Source organism: Streptomyces marokkonensis (assembly GCF_039539045.1).
GTDB classification, from domain to species: Bacteria; Actinomycetota; Actinomycetes; order Streptomycetales; family Streptomycetaceae; genus Streptomyces; species Streptomyces marokkonensis.
Window position 1 is genome coordinate 1 of sequence record NZ_BAABCQ010000101.1, and the last position, 22,127, is coordinate 22,127.

Annotated in this window: 8 protein-coding genes; 2 read left to right on the plus strand and 6 right to left on the minus strand. The window is 71.6% G+C overall.

Going from position 1 to position 22,127, the window contains the following annotated elements:
* The 4 genes from ABEA26_RS23125 to ABEA26_RS23140 all read right to left on the minus strand — a co-directional run.
* On the minus strand, positions 1-734 hold a 734-nt coding region (locus ABEA26_RS23125), incomplete at its 3' end, for an AMP-binding protein (RefSeq protein ID WP_345595099.1).
* A gap of 163 nt (positions 735-897) precedes the next feature.
* The gene (locus tag ABEA26_RS23130; RefSeq protein ID WP_345595126.1) at positions 898-1,893 is read right to left on the minus strand and encodes an acetamidase/formamidase family protein; all 996 of its coding nucleotides are present in this window, start codon (positions 1,891-1,893) and stop codon (positions 898-900) included.
* A 186-nt stretch (positions 1,894-2,079) separates the two neighbouring features.
* Positions 2,080-2,304 (minus strand): translation initiation factor IF-1, encoded by a 225-nt coding sequence (gene infA / locus ABEA26_RS23135; RefSeq protein WP_189999831.1) that lies wholly within the window; start codon positions 2,302-2,304, stop codon positions 2,080-2,082.
* A complete protein-coding gene (locus tag ABEA26_RS23140) occupies positions 2,292-2,924 on the minus strand; it encodes a GNAT family N-acetyltransferase (protein WP_345595106.1) in 633 nt (210 codons plus the stop codon). Before ABEA26_RS23140 ends, infA begins: the two co-directional genes overlap by 13 nt.
* A 365-nt stretch (positions 2,925-3,289) precedes the next feature.
* Between ABEA26_RS23140 and ABEA26_RS23145 the strand changes: the two genes are divergently transcribed.
* Positions 3,290-19,297 (plus strand): type I polyketide synthase, encoded by a 16,008-nt coding sequence (locus ABEA26_RS23145; RefSeq protein WP_345595108.1) that lies wholly within the window; start codon positions 3,290-3,292, stop codon positions 19,295-19,297.
* A gap of 48 nt (positions 19,298-19,345) precedes the next feature.
* On the opposite strand, the gene ABEA26_RS23150 is transcribed toward ABEA26_RS23145, so the two are convergent.
* Both ABEA26_RS23150 and ABEA26_RS23155 read right to left on the minus strand, forming a co-directional pair.
* Positions 19,346-19,513 carry an MbtH family protein gene (locus tag ABEA26_RS23150; RefSeq protein ID WP_345595110.1) on the minus strand — a complete coding sequence of 56 codons (168 nt, stop codon included), beginning with the start codon at positions 19,511-19,513 and terminating at the stop codon, positions 19,346-19,348.
* A gap of 148 nt (positions 19,514-19,661) precedes the next feature.
* The gene (locus ABEA26_RS23155; RefSeq protein ID WP_345595112.1) at positions 19,662-20,867 is read right to left on the minus strand and encodes a cytochrome P450; all 1,206 of its coding nucleotides are present in this window, start codon (positions 20,865-20,867) and stop codon (positions 19,662-19,664) included.
* Between the two features lie 222 nt (positions 20,868-21,089).
* Between ABEA26_RS23155 and fgd the strand changes: the two genes are divergently transcribed.
* Positions 21,090-22,094, plus strand: coding sequence for a glucose-6-phosphate dehydrogenase (coenzyme-F420) (fgd, locus tag ABEA26_RS23160; protein ID WP_345595114.1), 1,005 nt, complete (start codon positions 21,090-21,092; stop codon positions 22,092-22,094).
* Positions 22,095-22,127 lie beyond the last annotated feature (33 nt).

The following is a 22,127-nucleotide window of genomic DNA, read 5'->3' on the forward strand; positions in this document are numbered from 1 at the left end:
ACGGCCGCCGCCTTGAAGCCGGGATGCAGCACGACCATGCCGCCGGTGACGAGCGTGTCGTCCGCGGCGAACCCGCTGGAATGGGTGAGCGGTGCGGTGATCAGGACGTTCGTCCGGCTGCTGCGGTCGATGGCCGACGTGGCCATGTCGTTCTTGACGCCGAAGGGCCAGCAGACACCCTTCGGCAGGCCGCTCGCCCCACTGGTCTGGGTGATCACCGCGAGGTCGCTGTCGGTGATGTCCGCGCACGGGCCCACTCCGTCACCGGAACCGGCGCTCACATCCACCGTGTCCGGCTGCCCTGCGCCCAGCACGGCCAGGACCGGCCGATCGGTCGCGTTCACCAACAGTTCCCGCGCCCGCGCCTCGTTGGCCGGATCGACCGCCAGCATCCGGGCGCCGACATCCGCGACAATGGCGCGCTGCAAGTCCATGCGCAACTCGTCGTCAGGCACCACCGCATTCATCCCACGCACATGTGCGGCCGTCGCCCCCACCAGGTTGGCCGCCCACCGCAGGATCAGCGTGGCCGCGGTGTTCGGCTCGGTCAGGATGCAGACGACGTCACCGTGGCCGACGCCGTGGCGGCCCATCGCAGCCGCGGCCCGGCGGACGGCGTCGGCCAGCTCTCCCGCGGAGAAGGGGACTTCCCCGCTGACCATGGCAGGGCGATCCGGATCGGCATCGAAATGAGTCAGCAGCTGCTGAACATAATGCACATGCGTGGTACTCATGACCCGGCTTCGCCTTCCTGTCCGGGAACAATGCGATGTCCAGTGGTCGAGCGAGACGAACCGCAGGCTAACCGGCGGGCACCGAGGGCCCCCATACCTCACATTGACGGCACGTGGTCACCGCGAAAGAGCCGGCCCGACATGCCCGGGGAGGCTGAACGGTTCAGGCCGCGGGGCGCAGCCAGCGGTCGACCCGGGTACGCAGGCCGGCCGGGAAGATGTCTTTGCGCAGGAGGCCGTGCACGCCCTTGGGCGGCAAGGGGACATCGACGTGGTGGACCTCGCTCTGGTCCGCGTACTGGGTGATCCGGAAGCTCGCGGCCATGCTGCACAGCGCGTGGGCCTCAGCGCGGGTGACGCCGGACGCCGCGCTGAACCAGCTGATCAGTCCGCGCAGGCAGTCGACCAGTGCGGCCTCCAGGCTGTCAGCCAGTCCGATGCCGACCCAGTGCGTGTCGGTCTCGGCCAGCGGCCGGGCCAGGCCCACGTTCTTGTGGAGGTCGTACCGCATCCGCAAGCGCTCGGCCGTGGACTTCAGGCCGGTCTGGTCGACCAGCCCGTCGCCCTGCAGGGCGTGAATGTCACCGATCCAGACCCGGGCCCCCGGCTTGGCCACGGGGAGGAACAGCGAGGAGCCCACGGTGAGTTCGGGAAGGGCCAGGTTGCCGCCGTGGTCGCCACCGATCAGCGCGCTTGTCTGCTCGTCGCCCGGCGGTTCGACCGCGATGATGCCGGCGAACGGGTCGAGCGGCAGCGAGATCCCGTGAACGTAGTCAGCCCGGGTGCGGGTCCGGTCGAATCGGAAGTCGCGGAAGTACGGTTCGTCGAAGTCGTACGGCAGTGCGCCGGCCCGGGTGGGGAAGGCGTTGCCGCCCCAGTCGCTCAGCCGCAGTTCCGTCAGCCGGCACTCGACGACGTCGCCCGGTTCGGCACCGGTCACCTCGACCGGGCCGACAATCTGGAACGGGCAGCCCGGGTACTCCTGGCGCAGCCGCGCACGGTCGGCCGGGGACGAGCCGTACCGCAGCTGGTTCTGCCAGTTGGTCCAGGTGTCGGGGTAGAGAACCTCGTCGCCGGACTCGATCTTGGCTGCCGACGCAGCGCCGGGATCGAGGACGCCCGGCCGGACCGTGGCCAATGTGGACTGAACCGTATGCATCGTCACGGCCGCAACGCTAGGCAGCCGAAGATGAGCCAGGCAAGGAAGTCCGGGCGTCACCGGGCAAGACTGTCAACGTGACTGGTGAAGGTGCACCGCGGACTTCCGGCCAGGAGGTCATCGAAGCGGTGCGGATCCCCCTGGGAGGATCCGCACCGCTCCTGACTTGGCGTGTTCCGCCGGCCGCTACATCCGGTGCCGGAACGTGATCCGGCCACGGGTCAGGTCATAAGGGCTCAACTCGACCGTCACCGTGTCCTGCGGCAGGATCTTGATGTAGTGCTTGCGGAGCTTCCCGCTGATGTGCGCGAGTACCTTGTGACCGTTCTCAAGTTCTACCCAGAACTTGGCGTCTTTCAGGGACTCGACGATGGTACCGACAACCTCGATACCTCGATTTACTTTTGCCACGTCAACTCCAAGGTGTTGCTCGCACGGCGGGCTCCGACGCTTTCCAACAGGCTGATTGCCGCGGTGTCGGTCTCGTCGACGTCGATCGACGCGAGACCGAACTCGCGAGTGTGCAGAGCGTCCAGCGCGTGGACCAGCAGCGCCCTGCCGATGCCACGGCGGCGCTGGTCGGCGCGGACCTCGATGGAGCGAATCCGCGCGATCCGCGGCCTCCCGTTGTCCCGCATCGACGGCGAAATCCGGATCACACCGACTTCGACACCCTCGACTTCGGCACGGGACTCCTCCGCGCCGCCGGTCAAAGTCACCCCCGCCGGGGGCGACACGGCGGGCTGCGCTTCGCCGGGCACCAGCAGGTACTGCCGCTCACCTCGGTGGGGGGTGAAGCCGGCCCGCCGCCAGTTCGAGGTCGTATCCGAGTCGTCGGCGTCGATCAGCGTATAGAGCGGCGCCGGCAGTTCCGCCAGCATGGCGGCGGCCAGCCTGTTGAAGGCTGTGTCGTGCCATGCGTCGATGCTGATGAACAGTCGCCCGTCGGGCCTGCGCCCAGTGTCGCCACTGCCGACAACCAAGTCGCCATCGACGGCGTGCCACTGGTCTTCGGCGACCCGCGTGATCACAGGGTCTGGAGTGGAATGCTTAAGGTTAATGGCTGTCGCCTTCCAGAGGAGTGCCTCTGGCGCTCCCGCGACATCTACATTAGTCGCCTGCCGTGACCGATAGGGGGAGCACCCGGGTAATCGAACGAACGTTCACGGGTCTCACCTCCTACAGAGTCTGTCACGGCCTGGAGTGAACATTACCAGACGGACGTCGTCACGCCCAACTGCGAGCGCGGAGAACCCTGCAGAGAAGCCGCACCCTGCCGCGAAGGCCACGAGGCTGAGGGATGCCCAGTCGGCACGGCCGCTTCTAGCCTCCGCATGTAGGCAGAAGGCTTTTGGCGCCCGATGAGGCACCGCTCCACGAGAGGATGCGTGATTCCGTGCGCGCCGAGCTGATCAGAGCGCTCCCCCTGGTGTTGCGGGAGCACGCGGACAACTTCGGTGGGAAGGTCGCCTTCGAGGACGCCAAGCGGGCGGTCACGTACGACGATCTGGAGGCGCGGACCCGGCGGCTGGCCGGACATCTGGCGGGACTCGGTGTGCGGCGCGGCGACCGGGTGATGATCTGCCTGCGCAACAGCGTGGAGATGCTTGAGAGTTACCTCGCGATCCTTCGTGCGGACGCGATCGGGGTGCCGGTCAACCCCGCGTCCACCGACTCCGAACTGGACTATCTCCTGGCCGACAGCGAGACGGCCGTCGTCATCACCGACCCCGTGCACGTGGCCGGCTTCCTGCGCTCGCCGTCCCTGCCCCCCGGCGCCCGGCTACTGGTGACCGGCGACGCACCCGCGCACGCGTCGGTCCACGCCTACCAGGAACTCATCAAGACCGAGCCCGCGGAACCCGCACGGGACGATCTCGGCCTGGACGACGTGGCATGGACGTTCTACACCTCGGGGACCACCGGGGAACCGAAGGGAGTGCTGTCCAGCCAGCGCAACTGCTTGCACTCGGTGGCGGCGAGCTATGTGCCGATCCCCGGGCTGTCGGCCGACGATCGCGTGCTGTGGCCGCTGCCGTTGTTCCACAGCCTCTCCCACATCGCGTGCGTGCTGGCGGTGACCGCGGTCGGCGCGACCGCCCGGATCATGGACAGCCCTTCGGGCGACGAGTTCCTGGAGGCCGCCCGGGAAACCCGGGCCACCTTCGTGGCGGGTGTGCCGACCACCTACCACTATCTTCTGCAGGCGCGGCGCCAGCGCCGGATCACCCTGCCGGATCTGCGGATCGGGCTGGTCGGGGGCGCGGTCGCCGGCCCAGGGCTGTGCCGGTCGTTCCGCGAGGAGTTCGGGGTGCCGCTGGTCGATGCGTACGGCAGCACCGAGACGTGCGGGGCGATCACCATGAACCCGCCGGGAGGCGTCCGCGTCGACGGGTCGTGCGGGCTTCCGGTGCCCGGCGTGGATGTCCGGATCGTCGACCCGGAGACCGGCCGCGACGTGCCGGTCGGCGCCGAGGGCGAGGTGTGGGTGCGCGGCCCGAACGTGACGCCCGGCTACCACAACAAACCGGAGGCGACCGCTGCCGCGTTCCAGGACGGCTGGTATCGCACGGGTGACCTCGCCCGCCGGGACGCCGCCGGGTACTTCACCATCAGCGGCCGGATCAACGATCTGATCGTCCGGGGCGGGGAGAACGTCCATCCGGAGGAGATCGAGGCGGTTCTCCGCGTCGTTCCGGGGATCGCCGACGTCGGCGTGGCCGGCCGGCCGCACGAGGTGCTGGGCGAGGTGCCCGTCGCCTACGTGGTCGCCGGCCCGTCAGGCGTCGAAGCCGACGCCGTGATCGAACGGTGCCGCCGGGAGCTGTCCACGTTCAAGTTTCCCGAAGAGGTCTATGAGGTGGCCGGCGTTCCGCGGACCGCGTCGGGGAAGATCCAGCGGCGCCTGCTGGCTGATCAGCCCGCCGTACTGCGATACACGGCAAGCGGGGTGCACGACGGAGTGCTGCGCCTGGAGTGGGTGCCCGCGCCGGCCCGCGGCACCGCCGGCCCCGCGCCGACGACCTGGGCGTTCGTCGGCTCGGCCGCGGCGGGCCTCGCCGCGGCCGCGGGCTCGTCCTCCTGCTACGCCGATCTGGCCACGGCCGGCACCGCCGAGACGACGGTGCTGCTCGCGCCCGACACGCCGGGCACCTGGGCGGAGCGCCGCGCCGAGATCCGACAGCTGGTCGAAGAGCTGACGGCGTGGGCCGCGCGAGCCGGATCGGGGCAGCTGGTCCTCGTGACCCGGCGGGCAGTGGCGGTGTCGGCGCGGGACGAGCCGGCCGATCCGGCTCAGGCCATGCTGGCGGCCGCGGCGGGCCAGGTGCTGGGGAGCCGGGCCATCCTGGTCGACCTGGACGGCGCATCGCCGATCGACGCCGTGCCGTACGCGATCCTGCGTGACGAACCGCGCTGGGCTCTGCGGTCCGGCGAGCTCCTGGTGGCCCGGCTGACCCGTCAGGCGGTCCCGGACCGGTCGATACGCGATTCACGGTCCGGCTCCGACGGCGTCGTAATGCTGACGGGTGCGCACACCGTGCGCGGCGCCGCGGTGGCACGCCACCTGGCCTCCGTCCTCCCGAACGAGCGGCTGCTGCTGATCGCCGGCGAGGACGCCGCCGAGTGGGAGCCGGCGATCGCGGCGGGCCCCGCCGCGGTGATCCTCGCCGACGGCGACCCCGAGCTGGCCGCGAAGCTGAGCACCGCAGCGGACTCCGCTCGGACCTCGTTCATCACGATCGCAGACTCGTACGAGGTCACCGAGGCGGCAGACCCCGGCCGGGCGGTCTCGACGGCCATGATGGGCGCCGTGGTCCACGACCGCCGACGGCGCGGCCTGGCCGGCTCGGTCCTGACCTGGTGCGAACCGGCCGGGGACACACCGGGTTCGCCCTGGTTGCGTGACGGGCTGTTCGCGCTCGACACGCTCCTTGCCACATCGGACCCGACGCCGTTGTTCGCCCTGCGTGCGCGCCGGCCGGAGCCGGGGGCCGGCGTGCCCGCCCTGTTGCGTGACCTCTTCCCGGAGCCGCTCGTCCAGGACGGACTCGACGACACGTCCTCCGCTCTCCGGGCAGAACTGGCCCGCCTGGACCGGCACGCGCAGCACACGCTGCTCCAGGCCCTGGTCCGAGACGAGTCCGCGGCGTCGCTCAACCGGCCCGACACCGTCGCCGTCCCGGTGGACCGGGCGTTCCGGGACCTCGGGTACCACTCGGTCGCACTTATCGAACTGCGTACCCGGCTGATGGCCAGGACCGGTCTGAAGCTGCCGACCGGAGCGGTGTTCGACCATCCGACGCCGCGTGCGTTGGCCGCGTTCCTGCACGCCGAACTGGTCGGTGACACCGCTGCCGACACCGCCGTCGGCACACCGTCCGACCCCGACGAGCCGGTGGTGATCGTCGGGATGGCCTGCCGCCTGCCGGGCGGGATCACCGGGCCGGACGAGCTGTGGCGTCTGGTCAGCGAGGGCCGGGATGCGTCAGGGCCGTTTCCGGCCGACCGCGGCTGGGACCTGGAGCGGCTGTTCGACGCCGACCCGGGCCGGGCCGGGACCTCGTATGTCGACCGGGGCGGGTTCCTCGACGGTGCGGCCGAGTTCGACGCCGACTTCTTCGGGATCTCCCCGCGCGAGGCACTCGCGATGGACCCGCAGCAGCGGCTGCTGCTGGAGACCGCGTGGGAGGCGCTGGAGCACGCGGGAATCGACGCGTCGTCGTTGCGGGGCACCGACGCCGGGGTCTTCGCCGGCCTGATGGAGCAGGCCTACGGCACCGGCGGTCCGGTGCCCGAGGAGCTCGAGGCCTTCCAGACGACCGGAACCGCGGGCAGCGTCGCGTCGGGCCGGATCTCCTATCTGCTCGGCCTGCGGGGACCGGCGATCACCGTGGACACGGCGTGCTCGTCCTCACTGGTCGCGCTGCATCTGGCCGCCCACGCGCTGCGCCGCGGCGAGTGCTCCCTGGCCTTGGCCGGTGGTGCCACGGTGATGGCCACACCCCAGTCATTCGTCGAGTTCTCCCGGCAGCGCGCACTGGCCGCTGACGGCCGGTGCAAGTCCTATGCCTCGGCCGCCGACGGCACCGCGTGGGCGGAGGGGGCCGGGATGCTGGTCCTGGAACGCCTCGGCGATGCCCGCCGCAACGGGCATCGGATCCTGGCGGTGCTGCGCGGCTCCTCGGTGAACTCCGACGGCGCGTCGAACGGCCTCACCGCACCGAGTGGTGAGGCGCAGCAACGGGTCATCCGGCAGGCACTCACGTCGGCCGGCCTGGGCCCCGCGGACATCGACGCGGTCGAGGGGCACGGGACCGGGACCGTTCTGGGCGACCCGATCGAGGCCGAGGCGTTGCTGGCCACCTACGGCCGGGACCGCGACGCCGACCAGCCCCTGTGGCTGGGATCGCTCAAATCGAACGTCGGCCACACCCAGGCCGCGGCCGGTGCCGCCGGCGTGATCAAAATGATCCAGGCGCTTCGGCACGGTGTGCTGCCGGCGACACTCAACGTGGACGAGCCCACATCACGCGTCGACTGGTCGTCGGGCGCGGTCGCGCTGCTGACGGAAAACAGGCCCTGGCCGGACCTCGGCCGTCCGCGTCGCGCGGGAATCTCCGGCTTCGGCCTGAGCGGAACGAACGCCCACGTGATCGTGGAGGAAGCACCCCGGCAGCCAGCCGTCCGGCGGCCGGCGCCACCGGCGCCCCGGATCGTGCCTCTGGTCCTGTCGGCCCGCGGAACGCGGGCGCTCAACCGGCTGGCGGACCGGCTCGTCCCGCTCATCCAGACCGCCGACGAGTCGTCGTGGGTCGACCTCGCCGTGGCGCTGACCACTCGACGAACGACCATGGACGAGCGCGCGGTCGTACTGGCCGACTCCCGGGACGAGGCGCTGGCCGGCCTGCGCGCACTGGCCCGCGACGAGGCCAGTCCCCTTGTGCTGCGCGACAGCGCCACCTCTGACGCGTCGTCCGGCGTCGTGCTGATCTTTCCCGGACAGGGCGCGCAGTGGGCCGGGATGGGCCGTGAGCTGCTCGACACCGCCCCCGCGTTCGCCGAGGTCGTCCAGGAGTGCGCTCGGCTGCTGACCGAATGGGCGGACTGGTCGCTGATCGACGTGCTGCGCGGCGAGGCCGACCAGGAATTGCTGGAACGCGTCGACGTCATCCAGGTGGCGAGCTTCGCGATGATGGCCGGGCTGGCCGCGCTGTGGGCGTCGGCGGGAGTCCGGCCCGACGCGGTCGTGGGCCACTCGCAGGGCGAGATCGCCGCGGCATACGTCGCCGGGGCGCTCTCCCTGCGCGACGCCATGCGGGTCGTCGTGGTCCGGAGCCAGGCGATCGCCGGGAACCTGTCCGGCCGAGGAGGCATGGCGTCGGTGCGCCTCGACGCTTCCGCCGCGGCGGCCTGGCTGGCGAAAAGGGACGGCCGGGTCCAGGTCGCCGCGGTGAACGGCCCGTCCTCGGTGGTGCTCTCCGGCGACCCGGAGGCGCTGACGGACGCGCTGAGCGAACTGGCCGAGTCCGGTGTCGACGTACGGCGGGTCGCAGTCGACTACGCATCGCACAGCGACCAGGTCGAGGCCGTCCGGGACCACCTGGCGGTGGCTCTGGCCGATCTGTCGCCCGCCGAGCCCACGGTGCCCTTCCACTCGACCGTGACCGAGGGCCGGGCCGCCGGTGCGCTGGATGGCGGCTACTGGTACCGCAACCTGCGGCAACAGGTCCGTTTCGGTCCCACGATCGACCGCCTGCTGGAGCAGGGATTCGGCACGTTCGTCGAGGTCAGCCCCCACCCGGTGCTGGTCCAGCCGGTCGCTGAGGCCGTACACCACGCGCACGCGGAAGCGGTCGTCGCCGGTTCGTTGCGCCGGGACGACGGCGGGCTCGGCCGTCTGGTGCGATCGATGGCCGAGCTGTTCGTCCACGGCGTCTCGGTGGACTGGCGCGGCCTGCTCGCCGACGACGTCGCCCGGGCCGCGTGGGTCGACCTGCCGACGTACCCGTTCGAGCGACAGCACTTCTGGCGCCGTCCGGTGCCGACCGCCGACGCGTCGGGCATGGGCCTGGACGACGCCGGCCACCCACTGCTCGGTGCGCTCGTCCGGCTCCCCGAATCCGGTGGCCTGATCGCGACCGGCCGATGGTCCGCGTCGACGCTCGCGTGGGCGGCCGGCACCGAGGCCACCGACGGGTCCGACGGCGCCCCGGTCCGGGTACCGGAGGCGGTACTGGTGGAGCTGGCACTGTGGGCAGGCGGAGAGGCCGACGCCCCGGTCGTCGAGGAACTGACCATCGATCCGGCCGTCGTGCTGCCACGCCACGGCGTCCGCGACATACGGATCGTCGTGGGGCGGCCGGACGCTTCTCGCCGACGGCCGATCACGGTCTACTCGGGGCCGCCCGGAGTGGCCGTGACGCAGGAATGGACACGTCACGCCACCGGCACGGTGACACCGTCGGCCGGCCCACCCGGAGAGTTCTCCCTCGGCCCCGCCGCCGAGGTCGCGCTCGACGACGCGGAGCAGCCGGACGCGCACCGCTACGGCATTCATCCGGCTCTGCTCGACGCCGCGGTCCGAGCCGTTGTCTCCCCGGACCTGCGGCCGAAGACCTGGCGAGGCGTCCAGCTGCTGGCGTCCGGAGCCACCGGGACCGACGTCCGGTCGGCGGCCGCGCCGACCCGTACGGCCTGGCACATCGAGTTGACGGATCCGGCCGGGCAACAGGTGCTGGAGGTGGCCGAACTGGTCACCGAGCAGCGGGAGCAGGCGCAGCCCGCTGCGTCATCCGTGGGCCTCTTCCGCATCGACTGGGTCGACCACCCGCTACCGCCGGACTCCTCGGCGACCGGCTCTGCTGCCCGCCACATCACCGACGTCACCGACCTCGCCGGCGCGCCGGCGACTCTGCTGATCCACGAGGTCGACATCTCCGCCGGGGACCCTCGCGGGGCGGTCCTCGCGGAACTTGACCTGCTACAGGCGTTCCTCGCCCGGCCGGCCGGGGACGACGACCGACTGGTGATCGTCACACCGGACGGGGAAGACATCGTCACCAGCGCCGTGTGGGGCCTGGTGCGGTCGGCCCAGTCGGAGCACCCCGGCCGGTTCGTCCTGGTGGCGGTGGACGAGGCCGCCGGTGCGACCAATGCCGTGATCGCGGCGGCCCTGAGCGGCGAACCGCAGCTCCGGCTCCGGGACGGCCGGGCGCAGGTGCCACGGCTCGACCGGCTGCACCCGGCCGATTCGTCATCGCAGGCCCGACCGCTCGATCCCGACGGCACCGTGCTGATCACCGGTGGTACGGGAACGCTCGCGGCGGTGACCGCACGGCACCTCGTCGCCGAGCTCGGTGTCCGCCATCTGATCCTGGCCGGCCGCCGCGGCCCCGAGGCCGACGGCGCCGCGGCGCTCCACGACGAACTGGTCGGGCTCGGCGCGACCGTTCGGCTCGTGGCCGCCGATGTGGCCGACCGCGAGCAGGTGGTGGCGCTGCTGGCCATGGCCGGAGAGAAGCACCCGCTGACCGCGGTCGTGCACACCGCCGGGGTACTGGACGACGCGGTCATCACCGAACTCGACCCGCAGCGCGTCGACGCCGTGTTCGGGGCGAAGGTGGACGCGGCCCGCCACCTGGACGACCTCACCCGTGACCTCGATCTCGCCGCCTTCGTTCTCTACTCCTCGGCCGCGGGTGTGCTCGGCAACCCGGGGCAGGGAAACTACGCCGCGGCCAACGCGGCACTGGACGCCGTGGCACGGGAACGGCGGCACGCCGGCCATGCGGCGGTCTCGATCGCCTGGGGCTACTGGGACCGAGCCAGTGGCCTGACCCGCCATCTTGGCCACGCCGACCACCGGCGGAACCGGGACATCGGCATGGTCGCCCTGTCGGACGGCGACGGGATGGCGTTGCTCGACCAGTCCCTGCGCGCCGGTGGCGGCCCGGACGCGGCGCTCGTCGCCGCCGGGTTCGACCTGGCCACGCTCCGGGCGGCCGACCAGTCGCGGATGGCGCCCGCCCTGCGGAGCCTGGTCCGGGCCAAGCGGCCGATCAGCCGGGCCACCACGAACGCGCGGCCGGCTCCGGCGGCGCCGGCCTCCCCGTCCAACCGGATCAGCGCGCTGCCCCCGGCCGAGCAGTTCGACGCCCTGGTCGACCTGATCCGCCAGCAGTGCTCCCTCGTCCTCGGCCACGCGAGCACCGACGCGATCCGGCTCGACCGGACGTTCAAGGACTCGGGCTTCGACTCGCTCACCGCACTCGAACTGCGCAACCGGCTCGCCACCGCGACCGGGCTGTCCCTGCCCCCCTCGATGATCTTCGACTTTCCGCGACCGAGGTCGCTGGCGGCCCACCTGCAAGCCAAGCTCCTCGACGACGCGCAGCCCCAGCCGGCCACCGCGGAGCCCAGGGCCACGGCCGAGGAACCGATCGCCATCGCCGCGATGGCCTGCCGCTTCCCCGGTGGCGTACGCAGTCCCGAAGACCTGTGGCGGATCCTGTCCGCGGAGACCGACACGGTCACCGAATTCCCCACCGACCGCGGCTGGGACACCGACCGGCTGTTCGATCCCGACCCGGACCACCCCGGCACCACCTACGTCCGCCACGGCGCCTTCCTCGACGACCCGGGCGCATTCGACGCCGGCTTCTTCGGCATCTCCCCGCAAGAGGCGCTGGCGATGGACCCGCAGCAGCGACTGGTCATGGAGACCTCGTGGGAGCTGCTCGAACGCGCAGGCATCGACCCGCACAGCCTGCACGCCCAGGACGTGGGGGTATTCGTCGGGGTGAACAGCCACGACTGGACCGTACGCACGCACCACGCCTCCGGCGTCGAGGGTTTCCGCCTGACCGGCAGCTCGGGCAGTGTCCTCTCCGGAAGGGTGGCCTACCACCTGGGCCTGGAGGGCCCGGCGATCACCGTGGACACCGCCTGCTCGTCCTCACTGGTCTCCCTGCACCTGGCCGTGCAGGCCATCCGCAACGGCGAGTGCTCGATGGCGCTGGCGGGCGGCGTGATGGTGATGGGCACGGTGGAGACCTTCATCGAGTTCTCCCGGCAGCGGGGGCTCGCCCCCGACGGCCGCTGCAAGGCGTTCGCCGACACGGCCGACGGCACCGGCTGGTCGGAGGGGGTCGGACTTCTTCTGGTCGAGCCGCTGTCCCGGGCCCGTGAGCAGGGCCACCGGGTACTGGCCCTGGTCCGCGGAACGGCGGTGAACTCCGACGGCGCCTCCAACGGCCTCACCGCGCCGAACGGCCCCTCGCAGCAGCGCGTGATCCGCAAGGCGCTCGCCGCGGCCGGACTGCGCGGCGACGAGGTCGACTCCGTCGAGGGGCACGGCACCGGGACCACGCTCGGCGACCCCATCGAGGCGCAGGCGCTGCTGGAGACCTACGGCCGGGACCGGCCAGCCGACCGACCGCTCTGGCTCGGGTCGGTGAAGTCGAACATCGGCCACACCCAGGCCGCGGCCGGCGTCGCGGGCGTGATCAAGATGGTCATGGCGATGCGGCACGGCGTCCTGCCGAGGACGCTGCACGTCGACCGGCCGTCGACCCACGTGGACTGGTCGGCGGGCGCGGTCCGGCTGCTCACCGAACGCCGCGACTGGCCTCGTGCCGGACACCCGCGCCGGGCCGGCGTGTCGTCGTTCGGCATCGGCGGGACCAATGCTCACGTCATCCTGGAAGAGGCCGGTGAGGAGACCGCCGAGCACGACGCCGACAAGATGACGACCGGGGATCTGGCCCTGGACCGGCCCTCGGACGAGGGCTGCGTGCCGGTCCCGGTCTCCGGCCGCACCCCCGCCGCGCTGCGGGCCCAGGCCGACCGGCTGGTGGACTTCGTGGCATCGCGGCCTGAGCTGGAGCCCGCCGACATCGCCCTCGCGCTGGCCACCGGCCGGGCGCAACTCGACCGGCGGGCGGTCCTGGTGGTGCGGCATCGTGACCAATTGGTCGGCGATCTGCGCGCTATGGCCAAGGGTTCCGCACCGGCCATCGGCGGCGCCCCGGCCGACGGCAAGCTGGCCTTCCTGTTCACCGGACAGGGCAGCCAGTGGCCCGGCATGGGCCGGGAACTCGCGGCCGCCTTCCCGGTCTTCGCCGAGGCGTTCACCGACGCCTGCCGCGCCGTCGAGACCCACTGGGCCGGCCATGCCACGGCCCCGCTGTCTGACGTCGCCCTCGCCGCCCCGGACGCGGACGACGGTCGGCTGATCGATCAGACGATCTACACCCAGGCCGGCCTGTTCGCTCTGGAAACCGCCCTGTACCGGCTCTACGAGTCATGGGGACTGCGCCCGGACCTGGTCGTCGGCCACTCCATCGGAGAGATCACCGCCGCGCACGTCAGCGGGGTCCTCGACCTGGCCGACGCGGGAAAGCTGGTCGCCACCCGGGCCCGGCTGATGCAGGCGCTACCGGCCGGCGGAGGCATGGTCGCTGTCCAGGCGAGCGAGGCCGAAGTGGCATCGGAACTGATGGAGGCACCCGACGTCGTCCACGTCGCGGCGGTCAACAGCGCCCGATCGCTGGTGCTGTCCGGCGCCGAGGCAGCCGTGCTGTGGGTGGCCGGCAATCTCGCCCGCCTCGGCCACAAGACCCGCCGACTGCCGGTGAGCCATGCCTTCCACTCACCGTTGATGCGACCGATGCTCGCCGAGTTCCGGGAGGTCGCCGAGTCGCTGACCTACCGGCCGGGCCGGGTGCCCGTCGTATCCACGGTCACCGGCCGGCCGGACACCGGACAGCGATTCGCCACCGCCGACTACTGGGTCGAACAGGTGCAGGCCACGGTCCGGTTCGGGGACGCGGTCAGATCGCTGCGCGATCAGGGCGTGACGACCTTCCTGGAGCTCGGACCGGGGGGCGCGCTCACCACGATGGCGTCGGAGAGCCTGGACTCGTCGGCGGCGTCCTGCATCGCGACGCTGCGCGCGGGCAGCGCAGAAGTCGCCGACGTGGTGGCAGCCCTGGGCGAACTGCACGTCCGCGGCGTGGCCCTGGACTGGCCCGCGGTCGTCGGCCGGCCGGCCGGATCCGCCTCGGCCCTGGCCACCGAACTGCCGACCTACGCGTTCCAGAGCAGGCGGTACTGGCTCGACCAGACGGCGCCCGGGGACCCGGTCCCCGCGGTCGAGGCCGGGCCGGCCGACAGCCAGGGGGACGCTCAGGAGAGCGTCGCCGCCCGGCTGGCAACCCGGTCCCGGAACGAACGCCGGCGGGTCGCGCTCGAGGTGGTCCGCGAGTCGGTGGCGGTCGTCCTGGGCTATCAGCCGGCCGATCTCGACGCGATGGACGACGACCAGTCGTTCAGGAGCCTGGGCTTCGATTCGCTGGGCGGAGTACGGCTGCGCAACCGGCTGCGTGACCTCACAGGCGTCGCCCTGCCCGCGACGGCGGTCTTCGACCACCCGACGCCGAACGTCCTCGCGGCGCACCTGGCCGACGAGGCGGCGGGCGAGGCCGCCGAGGTGACCGATCGGGCTCCGGTGTCCCTGGCCGACCCCGACGAGCCCATCGCGATCATCGGCATGGGCGTGCGGCTGCCCGGCAGCGTGCAGAGCCCGGACGACCTGTGGCGCCTGGTCATCGAGCGACGCGACGCGATCTCCGGCTTCCCCACCGACCGGGGCTGGGACACCGACGGGCTCTACCACCCGGATCCCGCGCACCCCGGGACCACCTACACCCGGTCGGGCGGCTTCCTCTACGACGCCGCCCAGTTCGACCCCGGGCTGTTCGGGATCTCCCCGCGCGAGGCACTGGCCATGGACCCGCAGCAACGGCTGCTCCTGGAGACGTCCTGGGAGGCCATGGAGCGGGCCGGCATCGACCCGCTGTCCACCCGGGGCGAAGAGATCGGTGTGTTCACCGGCATCGTGCACCACGACTACGCCACCAGGCTGAACCGGATACCCGAGGAGGTCCGGGGATACGTCATGACCGGCACGTCGCCGAGCGTCGCCTCGGGCCGGATCGCGTACGTTTTCGGCTTCGAGGGGCCGGCGGTGACCCTGGACACCGCGTGCTCGTCCTCGCTGGTCGCCATCCACCAGGCCGCGCAGGCCCTCCGGCACGGCGAGTGCACGATGGCGCTGGCGGGCGGGGCCACGGTGATGGCCAGCCCGGAGGCGTTCGTCGAGTTCTCCAGCCAGCGCGGGCTCTCCGCCGACGGCCGGTGCAAGACGTTCTCGTCCACAGCGGACGGCACCGGCTGGTCCGAGGGCGTCGGCGTCGTGCTCCTGGAGCGGCTCTCGGTGGCCCGGCAGCGTGGTCACCGCGTGCTGGCCACGATTCGCGGGTCGGCGGTCAACTCCGACGGTGTATCCAACGGGCTGACCGCGCCGAACGGGGCGGCCCAGCAAAGGGTGATCCGGCGGGCACTCGCCTCGGCCGGCATAGGCCCCGCCGACGTCGACGCCGTGGAGGCCCACGGGACCGGCACGGTACTCGGCGACCCGATGGAGGCGGGGGCCTTGCTCGCCACGTACGGGAAAGCTCGGGATGCAGGGCAGCCGCTGTGGCTCGGGTCCTTGAAATCCAACATCGGGCACACCCAGGCGGCCGCCGGCGTGGCCGGCGTGATCAAGATGGTCGAGGCGCTGCGGCACGGTGTGCTGCCGCCGACCATCAATGTCGAGGAACCGACCGGACAGGTGGACTGGTCGGCAGGCACCCTTGCCCTGCTGACCGAGCCGCGGGAGTGGCCGCGGACCGGCCGGCCCCGACGGGTCGGCGTCTCCGCGTTCGGCGCCAGCGGAACCAACGCGCACCTGATCCTCGAGCAGGCCCCGGCCGAGGAGACCGCGACCGCCCCCTCCGAGGACCCGGAACCGTCGAAGGCGCTCGCGACGAACATCGTGCCGCTGGTGGTGTCCGCCAAGAGCGCCCCGTCACTCGGCGCGCAGGCCACACGGCTGCGCATGTTTCTGGACAGCCCCGCTCAGACCGGCGAACCGACGCTGCCGGCGGTGGCAGCCGCCCTGGTGCGTGGCCGGGCGACGCTGCCGGAGCGAGCGGTCGTGCTGGCCGGCTCGCGGGACGAGGCGCTGACCGGCCTCGCCGCGCTCGCCCGCGGCGAGGTGACACCCAACCTGACCACAGGCACCGTGACCGGCTCCGGAGCACCCGGCCGACTGGTTCTCGTCTTCCCGGGCCAGGGAGCGCAATGGGCGGGCATGGGGCGCACGCTGCTGGGCGGTTCCGCGGTCTTCCGGGCACGGATCGACGAGTGCGCGCGGGCACTCCACCCCTGGGTGGACTGGTCGCTGACCGATGTCCTGCGCGGCGAGGCGGACGAACAGACCCTCGATCGCGTGGACGTCGTCCAGCCGGCGAGTTTCGCGATGATGGTCGGCCTGGCCGCGCTCTGGGAGTCAACGGGCGTGCGGCCCGACGCGGTGGTGGGCCATTCCCAGGGGGAGATCGCGGCGGCGTGCGTCGCCGGTGTCCTGTCGCTGGCCGACGCCGCCCGCATCGTCGCGGTGCGCAGCCAGGCGATCGCGACCACACTGTCCGGCCGGGGCGGCATGGCGTCGGTGATGCTCGGGGCGGACGAGGCCAACGACCGGCTGGCGGCCTGGGCAGGCCGGCTCGAGGTGGCCGTGGTGAACAGCCCGTCCTCGGTGGTCGTCGCCGGTGACGAGGAGTCGTTGGCGCAGGCACTGGAGTCCTTGGCCCGGGACGGCGTACGGACCCGCCCGGTGCCGGTGGACTACGCCTCGCACACCCACCACGTCGAACGCATCAAGGACGTCCTGACGACGGCGCTGAGCGGGATCGACACCCGGCCTGCGCGCATACCGTTCTACTCGACGGTGACCGGTGGCTGGGTCGATGACGGCCATTCCCTCGACGCGGACTACTGGTACCAGAACCTGCGGCGCCCAGTCGGTTTCGGCCCGGCCGTGGCGAGTCTCCTGACCGAGGGCTTCGGAGTGTTCCTGGAAGTCAGCGGGCATCCGGTCCTGGTGCAGCCGATGACCGACGTCATCGACGACCCGGACAGCCCGCCCCGCGGCGCCGGGCGACCGATCGTCTCCGGCACGCTGCGCCGGGGCGCCGACGGTCCGGCATCCTTCCTCGCCGCGGCCGCGCGGCTCTTCGCCGGCGGCGTGCCGCTCGACTGGAGCGCGACACTGCCGGCGCAACCGTCCCGGCGCACGATCGAGTTGCCCACCTACGCCTTCGACCGCCGGCACTTCTGGCTGGCCGAAGCCGCTCCGGACGACGACCAACCGGCCGGCCGGGCGACGGACGCCGGCTTCTGGAACGCCATCGACGACGCCGATCCGGCGGCTCTGGCCACCATGCTCAAACTGTCCGCCCACCAGAGCCAGGCCCTGGACACGGTACTGCCGGCCCTCGCCGACTGGCGGAAGGCACGCGAGAACTGGTCGGCCTCGGAGCGACTCCGGTACGCGATCGGCTGGGCCCCGCCCCAGCGCGAGGCCCTGGGCGTGCCCGCCGGCCGCTGGCTCGTCATCACGCCGCAGACCGCGGACGTCTCGCGCGATGGTCTGCTCGACCAGCTGCGGGCCAACGGCCTCGACGTCGTGCCCTGCGCGGTGGAAACCGGCCTGTCCAGGGACGAACTCGCCCGCAGGCTGGGCGGATTCCTCACCGACGACGGGATCGCCGGAATCCTGTCCCTGCTCGCGCTCCCGGACCGGACCGAGAGCCACCGGCCGGACCCCGCGGCGCTCACCACCTCCACCCTGACCCTGATTCAGGCGCTCGCCGCGGCCGGTGCCACCGCGCCCCTGTGGTGCCTGACCCAGGGCGCGGTCAGCGTCGGTGTCCGCGACGCCGTCGCCGGGCCGGCCCACGTGGCCCAGGCGGCGGTGTGGGGACTCGGCCGGGCGGCCGCGCTCGAACGCCTGAACCAATGGGGCGGTTTGATCGATCTGCCCGCCGAACCGGACGGCCGAGCCGTCCGGCACCTGCTCGGCGTGCTGACCGGCGTGTCCGGTGAGGACCAGGTGGCGATCCGACGGTCCGGCGTCCACGTCCGGCGCCTGCGGCGTGCCACCCATCCGGCCGAGACCGGGGGCGAACGGCAGTGGCGGCCGCACGGGACGGTCCTGGTCACCGGCGGTGCGGAGGGCCTCGGACGCTACGTCTCGCTGTGGCTGGCGCGGGCAGGCGTCGAGCGATTGGTGGTCACGACCAGCGGGCGCGAGCCCGGCGAGCGGGTCGAGTCACTCCGCGACGAGCTGGCAAAGCCGGACAAGGGCACCGTCGTCGAGTCGTGCGCGGACGCCGACCGGGACGCGCTCGCCGACCTGCTCCACGCTCCGGGCCGCCCGTTGACCGCGGTCGTCCACGCCACCGACCTGTCCCTGACCAGCGTGATCGACGAGACCGGTGACGCGGAGGTCACGGAGGTCTTCCGGGCCAAGGTGAACACCGCGGTCTGGCTCAGCGAGCGGACGGCGGACCTTCCGCTCGACGCGTTCATCGTCTTCTCCTCGATCGCCGGCATCTGGGGCGGTGGCGGTCAAGCCGCCGCCGGCGCGGCGAACGCGGTCCTCGACGCGCTGGTGCGGCGTCTCCGGGCGGACGGCGTCCCGGCACAGGCGATCGCCTGGGGTGCGCTGACCGCGGGCGGCGCGGGAATGGACGAGGAGACGCTGGCCCAGCTCCGGCGGCGCGGTGTCATCCCGATGACACCCGACACGGCGATAGCCGCGCTGGACCAGGCGGTCCAGGCCGCCACGGAATCGGTGGTCATCGCCGACATGGACTGGAGCGCCTTCATCGTGCCGTTCACGTCGGCCCGCACCAGCCCGCTCTTCGACGACCTGCCGGAGGCCGCGGCGGCGATCGAGGCGGCACAGCCCTCCGACGACTCCACCGAGAGCGCGTCGTCGCTGATGACGTCGCTGCGCGCGGTCGGGGAGGCCGAACAGGACCGGATCCTGCTCCGGCTGGTGCGCAGCCAGGCATCCATGGTCCTCGGTCACAGTGGTGCCGACGGGATCGGCGCGGCCCAGGCGTTCCAGGAGGCCGGTTTCGACTCGCTGGCGGCCGTCAACTTCCGCAACAGCCTGATCACCGCCACCGGGCTGAGGCTGCCGGCCACACTGATCTTCGACTGTCCGACCCCGCAGGCGGTGGTCGCCTACCTGCGCTCGGAACTGCTCGAGGCCGAGGACGACGCGGATGCCCGCGAGGAGGACGTACGGCGGATCCTGGCCTCGGTGCCCTACCAGCGGTTCAAGGAGGCCGGTGTCCTTGAGGCGTTGCTCGGCCTGGCCGACGCCGAGGCGGGTGGGGCCAAGGCATCGGACGAGGGCCCCGGGCCGGAGGCGGCCGCCGACGAGCTCATCGACATCATGGACGTCGACAGTCTGATCAAGCGGGCACTCGGCTCCGGCAGCTGATCGCCGGAGCCGAGTCGGACGGTGGTGCCCAGGCCGGCCGGAAACCGGTCAGCGCCACTGCCTGATGAAGATCAGGCACGCCTGCCGCGTGTCGGGGCCGGCGACCACGCCCCAGCCTGGGGGCACATCGGCGAAGTCGGGCCAGAGCGAGAACTGGCCCTCATCGTTACAGAGCACGAGATATTCGCCGGACACTGCCTCGAACGGATTGGCCATGAGGATCTCCTTCGTCGAAAGGCCGTGGTTCACGCCACGCTGAAAGGGCGCCCGTCAGCGGGCTGTGCGGGCCGCTGAACGAGAAACAGGCCCAGCAGGTGGGCAGCACACTTCGGCTGCTCCACCGCTGGGCCCGTGCTTCGGTTCGTCAGCCCTTGCGGACCTCGATGGGCAGCTGGTTGACGCCGATCATCGCCCAGGGGTTGCGCAGGTTGACCGGCAGGTCGTCGCGTACGCGGATGTCGCTGTACCGCTCCGTCAGAAGGCGCATGGCGATCCCCACCTCGAGCCGCGCCAGCGGCGCGCCGAGGCAGAAGTGCATGCCCTTGCCGAACGTCAGGTGCGGGTTGGGGGCCCGGTGGATGTCGAACCGGTCCGGGTCGGCGAAGACGCGGTCATCGCGGTTCGCGGTGGTCAGCCACGCCAGGACGAAGGCGCCGGCCGGGATCTTCTGCCCGCCGATCTCGACGTCCTTCGTCGCCTGTCGCCCGAGACGGGGGAACGGAGGCCGGTAGCGCATCGACTCCTCGACCGCGGCCGGAATCAGCGCGGGATCGGCCCGCAGCTGCGTCCAGACCTCGGGGTTCTCGTGCAACGCGAGAACCGTGTTGCCCAGGGTGGAGGTCGCGGTGACGTGGCCGGCGAGCAGCAGCAGGCCGAGGAAGCCGACGGTCTCCTCGTCGTCCAGCCGCACACCGTCGACCTCGACCTCCAGAAGCTTGCTGGTGAGGTCGTCGCCCGGGTTCTTGCGGCGGCGACGGACGAACTCCAGCAGGTGGGTGTTCAACTCGCGCAGCAGCGGCGCGACATTGTTCACCGCGCTCTCCCCGAGGGAATCCAGCGACTGTTCCGGATCGACGTTGTGCACCTCGAAGAAGGTGTCGGACAGCCGCCGGACGAACGCGCGGTCGGTGACCGGGATGCCGAGCATCTCGGCGATGACGATGAACGGCAGCGGGTAGCCCAGCTGCTCGATCAGGTCCCACTGGTCGCCGCCGGCGTCCGCGTCGTCGAGCAGCTGCAAGGTCACCTCGGTGATCCGGGGCTCGAGTCCGGCGATCATCTTCGGGGTGAACGCGCGGCTGACCAGACCGCGCAGCCGCCGGTGCACCGGATCGTCCGCCCGGACGAAGTTGCCCTTCTTGAACAGATCGAAGTCTTCCTGCTGGGGAGCCAGCGGGGCGACGTCGGACGAGAAGGTCGCCGTGTCGGTCAGCACCTGGAGGACGTCGTGGTGATCGAGTACGTGCCACGCCTTGATCTTGTCGTCGAAGTGCACGGCTCCGCGCTCGCGCAGCCCGTCGAGATAGACGAGGAAGTTGGACAGTGTCCGTTCGGACTGTTTCACGCTCATGAAACTCACTTCTCTCGTACGGCCCGATTCCGCGCTACTCGCCAGCTACCGTAGAATCGGACCGAACCGGCCGGTCATCCCTCACCTTGCTAAGCGTCTCAACAGCCGCCTTGAGTAGACTCGTTGGACGCTCATGCCGAACCCGCTGCTGCGGTGTGTTCGCACCGCCAACCGTCAGGCCGGGGGATGGGGATCCCTTCCGGCGCGGCCTATTAATGGGGCATGGGACTGAAGATCGGTTACAAGGCATCGGCCGAGCAGTTCGCCCCGCGCGAGCTCGTCGAGTACGCGGTCAGCGCGGAGGGCCACGGCCTGGACAGCGTCTGGATCAGCGATCACCTGCAGCCCTGGCGGCACGAGGGAGGCCACGCGCCGTTCTCCCTGTCCTGGCTCAGTGCCGTCGGGGAGCGCACCGAGCGGGTCCAGCTCGGCACCAGCGTGCTGACCGCCACGTTCCGGTACAACCCGGCCGTGGTGGCGCACGCGTTCGCCACCCTCGGAGTGCTGTACCCCGGCCGGATCGCGCTCGGCATAGGCAGCGGTGAGGCCCTCAACGAGGTCGCGGTCGCGCGCATCACCTGGCCCGATTTCAAGGAGCGGTTCGCCCGCCTGCGCGAGGCCGTGGAGCTGATCCGCCGACTGTGGACGGAAGACCGCGTCACATTCGAGGGGCAGTACTACCAGACCACCAGCGTGTCCATCTACGACCGGCCCCGGACGCCCGTCCCCCTCTACATCGCCGCCGGCGGCCCCGTCATGGCCAGGTACGTCGGCCGCAAGAGCGACGGCTTCATCTGCACCAGCGGCAAGGGCATGGAGCTGTACACCGAGAAGCTCCTGCCGGCCGTGGAAGCGGGCGCGGACCAAGAGGGCCGTGACCACGACGCGATCGACAAGATGATCGAGATCAAGCTCTCCTACGACCCGGACCCGGACCAAGCACTGGAGAACTGCCGGTTCTGGGCGCCGCTCTCGCTCACTCCCGAGCAGAAGGCCGGCGTCGAGGACCCGGTCGAGCTGGAGAAGGCCGCCGATGAACTGCCCATCGGGCAGGTCGCCAAGCGCTGGATCGTCGCCTCCACCCCGGACGAGGCGATCACCCAGATCAAGCAGTACGTCGACGCCGGGTTCAACCACTTGGTCTTCCACGGCCCCGGGCACGACCAAGAGCGGTTCCTCAAGACCTTCGCCGAGCAGGTCCTCCCCGGACTGCGCAGCCTCGGCTGACGGCTCGTGGCCGCCCGCCGAACGGTTGATCCT